The organism is Ruegeria sp. CJ2, assembly GCF_056536745.1.
In genome coordinates this window covers 1-10,160 of the sequence record NZ_JBQFQF010000025.1, presented here as the reverse complement: position 1 = coordinate 10,160, position 10,160 = coordinate 1, and the positions used below count along the sequence as shown (strand labels likewise).

Genomic DNA, 10,160 nt, shown 5'->3' with positions numbered 1-10,160 from the left:
GCCTCCCAGACCTTGGAACGTGGGGCCGCAATGACGCGGCTGTCATGTAACTCCATCTCACTCCCTCCAAAAATTTTCGTTAAGCTACGCCGTGATCCATGCGGTGCCTATGAGACCTTGGGAGTAGTCAACGAAGTTCCGGCGGGGTGTGGGTCAGCCCGTAATCCTCAAAGATTTTTGCGATGCGGCCGTCCTGAAGCGCCGCATAGATCGCATCATCGACCGCATAACTGAGGCCGCGATAGGCAAAATGCACAGCCACACCGCTGGTCCAGGTGCTGACGGCAAAACCCGGCAGCGGCGGGGTGTGAATATCCAGATCAGGGGTCAGCCCGGCCTCAAGCTGGGCGCGCGGGCCCATTGCGGCCATCGTTTCGCCTGCGGCCAGGGCCTCCATCGCTTGATCTGCGGTTGGGAACCGGCTGACATTCCGCGACAGTTGCCCGCCTGGAAAAGACGACAGGTAGAAATCTGCAATCGAATCGTTTTCGACCGCGACGGTGTCAAAGCGGAAATAAGCCGGAACCGGAGGGTCTTCGGGATAGGCATCGCGGCGAAAGGCGATGGCGATTTCCTCGTCATGATACTGGCCGGTGAACACCACTTGTTCGACCCGGCAGGCAAAGTCGCTGTCATAGGGAATGTGCAGCATGACATTGGCCACGCGCCCGTTGATCAGCGGGCCTTTCCATATCCAGTTGCGCAGGTCGGCCTCAAGGTTTTCCCCCGCCGCAACCAGATTGAACCGAGGCTCGACCCCCAGATCCTGCGCGATCAGCTTGCCGATTTCGATATCGACGCCCTGTATCTTGCCATCCCTCTCGAAGGACCACGGCGCGAAATCTTCATAGGCGGCGAATTCGATATAGCCGCGCTCGATAATGGTGTCGAGGTCAGCCCCCACGATATCTCGGCTGGCATTCTGAGGTTTGGGTTGAGGCACATGATCTTCACACCTGGCCAGAGCCGACCCGGTGGACAGGGCGGCGACCAACAGGGAGAAAATGAAATGGCGTCCGATCATGTGCCCCAATCTGCCGTTCTATTGCGCGGCAGACAATCCGATAGTCAGCTGTTCGGCCGCTTGTTCGAAATCCGGGGTATCGCCCGAGATCAGCACCGCAGCGCGCAGGGCTACCGAGTCAGCCACAGGCGCGCCCGAGCCGGTTTCAATGGTGCCCGCGATCTCGGTCAGTTCGGATTGCAGGGCGGCTGGGTCCCCATCCGCGCCCTCGGCCATGGCCGCAAGCTGGTCGCGGATTTCCTTCAACCGGTCCGAATGATCGTCCAACGCGCCGTCATCAGGGCGGGTTTCGATATAGGTGCGGATGGCCCAAGCTGCCTTTTGACCCAGCAGATCACCAAAGGCAGGCATCTTGGTGATTCCGTTCTGGGTATAACCCTCGCGGAAGCGTTCAATATACCATTCGTCGCCGTATTCTTCGGCCTCAAGATAGCGCAGGTCGGGGGCCAGGCCGCCAGACACGACGCCCAGACCGTGGCAGCGCGCGCAGTTCTGGTTATAGCCGGAATCGCCGATTTCGATTGCAGCCTGCCAGACCTCTTCGCCCTGATCGCGATAGGGGTTTTCGGTCAACCAGTCCTCGCTTACATCGGGCAGGGCATCCGTATTCACCGGCTGGGGCGCGACATCGCCATGTGCCAGCGCCATTCCCGCTGTTACCGATGCCGCAAGCGCCGCGCTGTAAAAACCAGAACGCATCTCATCCTCCTATTGATGCTTTTCCCGGTCATAGCGCAGGCCAAATCATCGCGACATTCGACCTTGGTTGCAGATGGGCCAAATCTGCGACTAAGGTCCAATGGCTTTCCCATTTTCGAGCAGCTTTTTATTTTAGGGCCGGGGAGGAGGCGCAGACATGTTCAGATTTTCTTTTGTCCTTGCGGCCTTGGCGCTGACATCCGTCGCTGCGCGGGCCGAGGTCGCGATTTCAGTGACCTACCTGCAGCAAGAAGTTGAGCGCCCTCCGGTCCTGTCAAACCTCGACCCGATTCCCGAAGATCTGGGCGTGGCGGGGGCCGAGCTGGGCCTGGCCGACAACCTGACCACGGCCAAGTTTCTGGGTCACAAATATGATCTGACGGTGACCACGGTCCCCGAGGGCGGAGACTGGGCGCAAGCCGCGCGGCAGGCTTTGGCCAACAGCCCGTTCGTCATTCTGGACGCACCCGCGCAAGCGCAGCTTGAGGTCGCTGATCTGCCCGAAGCGGCGGGTGCGGTGCTGTTTAACGCCTCGGCCCCAGACCTGTCGCTGCGCGAGGCCGAGTGCCGCGCCAACCTGTTGCACACGCTTCCATCCGACGTGATGCGCACCGACGCTCTGGCGCAGTTCCTCGTCAAACGCCGGTGGGATGAGATCGTCCTGATCTCGGGCGAGCATCCGTGGGATCAGGCCTTTGCCGCGGCGCTGAAACACTCGCTGCAAAAATTCCGGCTGGAGCTGCAAGCGGAAAAGACATGGGTGTTTGATGCCGATCTGCGGCGCAACGCAGCGCAAGAGGTGCCGCTGTTTACTCAGGAGTTCGGCGACTATGACGTGCTGCTTGTCGCTGATGAGCTGGACGATTTCGGCCGCTACATCCCCTATAACACGTGGGAGCCGCGCCCGGTTGCCGGGTCAGAGGGGTTGCAGCCCGTCACTTGGTCGCGCGTGGTCGAACAATGGGGCGCCGTGCAGATGCAGAACCGTTTTGCAGATCAGGCAGGGCGGGCGATGCGCCCCAAGGACTATGCTGCATGGGCGGCTTACCGGGTCTTGGGTGAGGCGGTGACGCGGACGCAATCGGGCGATCCGGCAGTTCTTCGGGACTATATATTGTCGGATGATTTTGAACTGGCGGGCTTCAAAGGTCGCGCGATGAACTTCCGGGCCTGGAACGGCCAGTTGCGGCAGCCAATCCCTCTGGTCACGGATCGCGCCGTGGTTGCGATGGCCCCGCTGGAAGGGTTCCTGCATCAACGCACCGAACTGGATACGCTGGGCATTGATGAAGCCGAAAGCCAGTGTCAGGCATTTAAGGAGTAACAGCGATGAGACTAGCAGCACTTCTGGCAGCAACCGCGCTCTGCGCTCCGGCCACTGCGGATGAGATCTGGATCAGCAATGAAAAGGACGACACGCTCAGCGTGATCGACATAGAAACGCTTGAGGTGATCCGCACCATTGAAACCGGAGAACGCCCGCGCGGGATCACGTTCTCCAAGGACTACTCGGTTCTTTATATCTGCGCGTCCGACAGTGACTCGGTTCAGGTAATGGACCCGGAAACCGGCGAGGTTTTGCACGATTTGCCCTCGGGCGAGGACCCGGAGCAATTTGTGCTGCATCCCAATGACAAGCATCTCTATATCGCCAACGAGGATGACGCGATCACTACGGTGGTCGATACGGAATCGCGCACGGTGATTGCGCAGATCGACGTGGGGATCGAACCCGAAGGCATGGCGGTGTCGCCCGATGGCAAGATCGCCATCACTACGTCCGAGACCACCAATATGGCCCATTGGATCGACACGGAAACGCAGGACCTGTTCGCCAACACTCTGGTCGATTCCCGCCCGCGTCATGCGGAATTCGTTAAGGACGGGACCGAGCTGTGGGTCAGTTCGGAAATCGGCGGAACCATCACCGTGTTCGACGTCGAGACCCAGACCGAAAAGGCCAAGATCCAGTTTGAGGTCGAAGGCGTCCACCCCGACCGGGTGCAACCCGTGGGGTTTGAGTTGTCCAATGGCGATGAAACCGCCTTTGTCGCGCTGGGGCCGTCGAACCATGTAGCGGCGGTGAATGCCGAAACTTATGAGGTTGAGGATTACATCCTCGTGGGCCGCCGCGTCTGGCACATGGATTTCAACGCCGACAAGTCGCTTTTGTTCACCACCAACGGCGTATCCGGCGATGTGACCGTGATCGACGTGGCCAAGCGCGAACCGATCAAGACGATCAAGGTTGGGCGTTTCCCCTGGGGCGCGGCCTTCCGTCCAACCAACTGATAAGATTGAGGAGACTTAAGAGATGAAGCAACTGATATGCGTGGCCGCGATGATCGCTATGGCTTTGCCCGCCGCAGCTTTGGCCGACGATGATGACGATGGCTTTGGTCTGGCAGGGATTTTGTCGGCCAAGAACAAGGAAGACCTACCTCCGATCACGCTCTCTGCTGGTGTGCCTTTGGCCGAGGCCCCATGGGAACTGAAATCCGGCACCTACTATGAGTTCGAAATTCAGGGCGACGGCAGTCAGGAACTGGCTTTGGTCGGGCCGGAATTCTTCCGTGCGATCTGGGTGGATGAGATCGTGGTTGAAGGGTTGGAAATCCGGCCTCTGGGTGTCGACTCCGTTGAGTTTGACGAGGCGGGCGAGATGGAAATAGGCTTTGTCGCGATCAAGCCGGGCAGCTATTATTTGAAAGTGCCGGGCAGCACCGGCGAAACGCAGCGGCTGGAGATTACCATTAAGTGACAGGGCTTTCGGTCCGCAATATCAGTTACGCCTATGGCGACAAACGCGCCCTTGATGACGTGAGCTTTCATGTCCCTCAGGGCGCGTTTTGCGCGTTGCTAGGGCCCAATGGTGCGGGGAAATCGACGTTGTTTTCCCTGCTGACCCGCCTGTTCACCACCGCGCAGGGGGTGATTGAGGTGGCGGGGTTCGATATCTCGAAACAGCCCCGTCAGGCCTTGGCGCAGATCGGAGTTGTGTTCCAGCAGCCGACATTGGATCTGGACCTGACGGTTCATCGCAACCTCAGCTATTTTGCCGCCTTGCATGGCCTGTCAGGTCGCGCCGCCGAGACCCGCATCGCCGCCGCGTTGGAGCGTTTGGACATGGCCGAACGCGCAGGCGAACGCACCCGCGATCTGAATGGCGGCCATCGCAGACGGTTGGAGATCGCGCGCTGTCTGATACACGCGCCCTCGGTCCTGTTGCTGGACGAACCGACGGTGGGGCTGGACGCCGCCGCGCGCAGCGCTATTACCAAACATGTGCATGATCTGTCGGCTCAGGATGGGCTGACCGTGTTATGGGCGACCCATCTGACCGATGAGATCACCCCCGACGATCAGCTTGCCATCCTGCATCGGGGCAAGATGCTGACACAAGGCACCTGCCGCGACATCACGGGCGACCAGCCCTTGCAGCAGGTGTTTCTGTCGATGACCGGAGCCTCCGCATGACCGGCGCGCGAATCGCCCTGCGCGCAATCCTGATCCGCGAGGCACTGCGCTTTGTCCGCCAGCGCAGCCGGTTCATCGCGGCATTGGTACGCCCGTTGGTCTGGTTGATCGTCTTTGCCGCCGGTTTCCGTGCGGCTCTGGGCCTGTCGATCACGCCGCCATATCAGACCTACATCACCTATGAAATCTACATCGTGCCCGGTCTGTGCGGTATGATCATGTTGTTTAACGGCATGCAAAGCTCTCTCTCGCTGGTATATGATCGCGAGATGGGGTCGATGCGGTTGCTGCTGACCAGCCCCCTGCCGCGATGGTGGCTGTTGTTCTGCCGCCTGCTGGCCAGTACCACGATCTCGATCCTGCAGGTCTATACATTTCTGGCGGTGGCGGCGATCTACGGCATTGATATGCCGTGGTTCGGATACCTGTGCGTCTTTCCCGCGCTGATCATTGCCGGGCTGATGTTGGGGGCGCTGGGTCTGGCGCTGTCCTCGGCCATCAAGCAGCTTGAGAATTTCGCGGGCGTGATGAACTTTGTCATCTTCCCGATGTTCTTTTTGTCCTCAGCCCTTTACCCGCTGTGGAAGATGGCCGAAAGCTCAGCCCTGTTGCGTGATATCTGCGCGCTCAACCCCTTTACCCACGCGGTCGAGCTGATCCGCTTTGCGCTTTATGGTGAGTTCAACGGCGGGGCCCTCGGCTGGACCATCCTTGCCGGTCTGGTATTTTTAGGACTTGCGCTATGGGGGTATGATCCTGCCCGCGGGATCAAACGCCCCGTTCGCTGAGCGGCCTACGACCATAGCAGAGGTGAAATGTGCCCCCAAATGCGCTAAGATGGCCGCCAAACGGAGGCTTCTTTCATGATCCGTATCGCACTTACTTTGCTGATGCTTGGCACGGCTGCCTCGGCCCAGACGGTCGAGGATGAGTTCGGCACACTCAACCCGCAGGACACGGGCTTTGGCCGTGTCATGAGCAATATCGACAACGGCGTCACCGACATGACGACCTGCGCGACCGGCTATTACATCACCAAATCCGGCCGCCATGAGATGGCGCGCAAGCTGTTCGAAAGCTGTGCCAATGCCGGGTATACCGGTGCGATGACATGGATGGGGCAGTTGGACAATAACGGGCTGGGCGGTGACTATGATCCCGATGCCGCTGCCGCATGGGACAAGCGCGCCGCTGATCAGGGCGATCCGGTCGGCAAGTTCAATTACGGCCTGAACCTGCTGCGCGGTCACGGTGTGGCACAAGACCCCGAGCTGGGCCGCGCTTATGTCGATGAAGCCGCAAGCGATGGCCTGAAGATCGCCAAACGTCTGCAAGAGTCTGGCTATGATCCGAATGAGGTCACGCCGGATGCAGATGAGTGGAAATACGCGCCCTTGTTCTGAGTTTGGTGAGGTGTCGTAGTCGGGCACTTGAAAAGGCGCGGGCGCCCGATGGTGCAGGATTTTCCAAATCGCAACCAACCTCTGATCAGTCGATCACGACCTGCGTTAACCAGTGGCTTTCGGGATCGGCCTCGTGGATGTCTACCTCGGATACGGGCCTTAGATCTCCGTCTTCGGGTGGAGCCGACAGGATCCCCATATCCATTTCGTGCAACTGCCCGATCAGACGGTCGCCATCGCGCTGCAGGCGGTAGTAGACCCCGTTCCACATATCAATGCCGTATTCGGTGGCACCCTTGTGGATAAACAGCAGGTCGTATTCCAGATCGGTCAGATCGTCGTCGGAGACCTCGCGCCGTAAGGCATAAGGATATGGGACATGGCACCAGTGTTTGTCTGGCCCTTCAAGACAGCGAAACGGACGCATGGACAGGAAATGATCTGCGAATGGGCCTGCACTCAGGTCGATCTGATAGGCTGTGGCGTCACCCCTGGGTTCGAAAGTCACGTTTCCGATCAACATCTTGTTGCCTTCTCCGTCGATCAGAGAAATGGCCTTTTGCCCCGACAGCGGATCGGCCAGCGCAAGCTGCGTGCAGATCAAGACCGCAGGGATAAACCAAGTGAAATGCCGCCGCATCATTGCCTCGCGCATCAAAAGAGATGGCTCAACTTAGTTGAAATCGGTCGGTTGCGCCCTACGACCAATGTGCAATTCCAACACCGGTGCCTGCCTGCGAATAATACTCTCGCCAACAATCCCGACGCGTCGGAGATTCGGCGTGGAGGAAAGACATAAGTCTAGGGAGGATACCGATGAACCGGTTTATCATGGCCGCCGCTGCGAGCATTGTCGCAACCGGCGCAGCCTATGCAGAAGTTACCGAAGACGATCTGGCCAATGACCAAACGATCACCACTCAGGTCGTGACCAATGGGATGGGTCGGCATTTGCAGCGCTACAGCCCGCTGGACATGCTGAACAAGGACAACGTCAAGAACCTGCTTCCGGCCTGGGCCTTCAGTCTTGGCGGAGAGAAGCAGCGCGGGCAGGAAACCCAGCCGCTGATCTATGACGGGATGATGTATATCACCGGATCGTATTCGCGCCTCTATGCGATTGATCTGGAGACCGGCAAAGAGGTCTGGCAATACGATGCGCGCCTGCCCGAAGGCATTCTGCCCTGCTGTGACGTGGTCAACCGGGGCGCTGCCATCTACGGCGACAAGGTCATTTTCGGCACGCTGGACGCGCGGATCGTGGCGCTGAACAAGGACACGGGCGATGTGGTCTGGCGTGACAAGATTGCCGACTACAAGGCGGGTTATTCCTACACGGCGGCCCCGCTGATCGTTGATGGCCTGGTCATCACCGGCAACTCGGGCGGTGAGTTCGGCATCGTCGGCGCGGTTCAGGCACGGGACGTCAACACCGGCGATCTGGTCTGGGAACGCCCTGTTATCGAAGGCCACATGGGTACGCTGAACGGCGAAGAAAGCACCATGACAGGTGAGCTGAACGCAACCTGGCCCGGAGACATGTGGAAAACCGGCGGCGGCGCGACCTGGCTGGGCGGTTCTTACGATGCTGACACCGATACGCTGGTCTTCGGCGCGGGCAACCCGGCCCCGTGGAATAGCTGGCTGCGCGATGCGGGCACCCCCACCGAAGGCAACAAGGGCGACAACCTCTATGCCGCCAGCCGCATCGGGATCGACCCCAAAACTGGCGACATCAAGTGGCACTTCCAGACCACGCCGCGCGAAGGCTGGGATTATGACGGTGTAAACGAAGTCGTCGCCTATACCGACCGCGAGGGCAATCAGCGCTATGCAACCGCCGACCGCAACGGGTACTTCTATGTGCTGAACCGTGAAGATGGCGGGTTCGTATCTGCCACGCCCTTCGTCAAGGACATCACATGGGCCGACGGTATTGATGAGACCGGACGTCCGATCTTTGTCGAAGACAACCGTCCCGGTGATCCGGCGGCCGCCGCAGATGGCAACAAGGGTGAGGTCATCTTTGCCTCGCCGTCCTTCTTGGGTGGCAAGAACTGGATGCCAATGTCGTTCTCGCAGAACACCGGCAATTTCTATGTGCCTTCGAACGAATGGGGCATGGATATCTGGAATGAGCCCATCACCTACAAGAAAGGTGCCGCCTATCTGGGCGCGGGCTTTACCATCAAGCCGAACTACGAAGATCACATCGGCTCGCTCAAAGCCATCGACCCCGATACCGGTGAGTGGAAGTGGGAATACAAGAACGACGCTCCGCTGTGGTCGGGCGTGATGACCACGGCTGGTGGGTTGGTCTTCTTCGGCACCCCCGAAGGCGAGTTCATCGCGCTGGATGACGAAACCGGTGAGAAACTGTGGTCGTTCCAGACCGGTTCCGGCATTGTCGGTCAGCCTGTGACCTGGGAGCAGGATGGCGAGCAGTATGTCTCGATCATCTCCGGTTGGGGCGGCGCGGTTCCGCTATGGGGCGGTGAAGTGGCCAAGAAGGTCAACTACCTGAACCAGGGCGGTACCTTGTGGACCTTCCGCCTGCCGAAAGAACTGGCCGCGGCGAACTGATTATTGCCTGACCGAACAACAATCACGCGCGCCTAAAACGGGCGCGCGTCTTTCGTTTTGTGACGCGCTGTCCATGCGGCCAAAATACCGGGCGCATTAGCCGGTTCTGTTGCAAAGTTTTGACCATTTGAGCTTGGCAGGTTAGGCGATGACTGGCCAACCGTATTATCAGTTGAAAGCCAGCTCACGATCTCCTTCAAAGGCGCTCAATATCCGAAGGATGTTATTCTCTTTTCGGTGTTTTACTATGTCCGATTCGGTGTGTCTTACCGGGGTCTGGAAGAAATCATGGCCGCGCGCGGTGTTTCAGTGAATTACACCACTCTAAACCGATGGGTAACGTGGTTTTCTGGTGCAATCGCTGAGGCAGCACGTCGCCGCAAAGGGCCATGTGATCGTTCGTGGAGAATGGACGAAACTTACATCAAAGTTAAAGGCGCTTGGGTCTACCTCTATCGAGCCGTCGACAAGCACGGCAAGACCCTTGATTTAATGCTTTCACAGCGTCGCAACAAACCAGCCGCCACCAAATTCTTCGCCGGTATGTTGGGGATCGATGGATTGCCGAGGAAGGTTGTGATCGACAAGAGCGGCGCCAACACCGCCGGCAAAAAGGCCATAAACAAAATGCTCAAAGGCTTTGGCTGCCCGATCCAAATTGAGATGGTGAGGCGGAAATACCTTAATATCATCGTCGAACAGGATCACCGTTTTAGGGAAGTGTCGCGAAATTTGGGTCTGGATTGACGGGCGTGTAGATTTCGATTTTTGGTGTCCGCGTATTGCTTTCCAACAGGTTTCAGCATGATTTCGTTAAAGGGCTGTCACTTCCCCAAGGATGCAGTTTTGTACGCTGTTTACTTCTGAGCAGCCTCATCTGACTGGTCCAAATTGATTGTTAGTGCATCGTCGGCCTGTAATCCATTGGGATGATGGTTTCAGGTGCTGGCGGGCGATAGCCCAGTGCACTGTGG

Annotated in this window: 10 protein-coding genes and 1 pseudogene; 8 read left to right on the top strand and 3 right to left on the bottom strand. The window is 58.6% G+C overall.

The features are described 5' to 3' along the window. Positions 1-127 precede the first annotated feature (127 nt). On the bottom strand, positions 128-1,024 hold the full coding sequence (locus ACR0MS_RS20255; RefSeq protein WP_480578058.1) for a substrate-binding periplasmic protein: 897 nt from the start codon (positions 1,022-1,024) through the stop codon (positions 128-130). Between the two features lie 18 nt (positions 1,025-1,042). Further along, positions 1,043-1,723 (bottom strand): cytochrome c-550 PedF, encoded by a 681-nt coding sequence (gene pedF, locus ACR0MS_RS20250; RefSeq protein ID WP_480578061.1) that lies wholly within the window; start codon positions 1,721-1,723, stop codon positions 1,043-1,045. A gap of 157 nt (positions 1,724-1,880) precedes the next feature. On the opposite strand from pedF, the gene ACR0MS_RS20245 reads away from it, so the two are divergent. The 6 genes from ACR0MS_RS20245 to ACR0MS_RS20220 all read left to right on the top strand — a co-directional run bounded on the left by ACR0MS_RS20245 (position 1,881) and on the right by ACR0MS_RS20220 (position 6,603). Further along, positions 1,881-3,047: an ABC transporter substrate-binding protein gene (locus tag ACR0MS_RS20245; protein ID WP_480578064.1), complete on the top strand. Its 1,167-nt coding sequence runs from the start codon at positions 1,881-1,883 to the stop codon at positions 3,045-3,047. 5 nt (positions 3,048-3,052) lie between these two features. Continuing rightward, entirely contained in the window at positions 3,053-4,015 is a 963-nt protein-coding gene (locus ACR0MS_RS20240; protein ID WP_303958662.1) for a YVTN family beta-propeller repeat protein, read from the top strand. A gap of 22 nt (positions 4,016-4,037) precedes the next feature. Then, positions 4,038-4,484, top strand: a complete 447-nt coding sequence (locus ACR0MS_RS20235) for a cupredoxin domain-containing protein (RefSeq protein WP_480578067.1) — start codon at positions 4,038-4,040, stop codon at positions 4,482-4,484. Beyond that, positions 4,481-5,200, top strand: a complete 720-nt coding sequence (locus ACR0MS_RS20230) for an ABC transporter ATP-binding protein (protein WP_480578070.1) — start codon at positions 4,481-4,483, stop codon at positions 5,198-5,200. The genes ACR0MS_RS20235 and ACR0MS_RS20230 overlap by 4 nt, the downstream gene beginning before the upstream one ends. Next, on the top strand, positions 5,197-5,988 hold the full coding sequence (locus ACR0MS_RS20225; protein WP_480578073.1) for an ABC transporter permease: 792 nt from the start codon (positions 5,197-5,199) through the stop codon (positions 5,986-5,988). Before ACR0MS_RS20230 ends, ACR0MS_RS20225 begins: the two co-directional genes overlap by 4 nt. A gap of 75 nt (positions 5,989-6,063) precedes the next feature. Beyond that, complete coding sequence (locus ACR0MS_RS20220; RefSeq protein ID WP_480578076.1) at positions 6,064-6,603, top strand: SEL1-like repeat protein; 540 nt, start codon at positions 6,064-6,066, stop codon at positions 6,601-6,603. Between the two features lie 85 nt (positions 6,604-6,688). Here the strand turns inward: ACR0MS_RS20220 and ACR0MS_RS20215 are convergent, their stop codons facing one another. Continuing rightward, positions 6,689-7,258 (bottom strand): hypothetical protein, encoded by a 570-nt coding sequence (locus ACR0MS_RS20215; protein ID WP_480578079.1) that lies wholly within the window; start codon positions 7,256-7,258, stop codon positions 6,689-6,691. Between the two features lie 161 nt (positions 7,259-7,419). On the opposite strand from ACR0MS_RS20215, the gene ACR0MS_RS20210 reads away from it, so the two are divergent. Further along, positions 7,420-9,186: a PQQ-dependent methanol/ethanol family dehydrogenase gene (locus tag ACR0MS_RS20210; protein WP_480578082.1), complete on the top strand. Its 1,767-nt coding sequence runs from the start codon at positions 7,420-7,422 to the stop codon at positions 9,184-9,186. A 189-nt stretch (positions 9,187-9,375) separates the two neighbouring features. After that, positions 9,376-9,924: pseudogene (locus ACR0MS_RS20205) on the top strand (IS6 family transposase); the annotation flags it as partial. Positions 9,925-10,160: the final 236 nt, after the last annotated feature.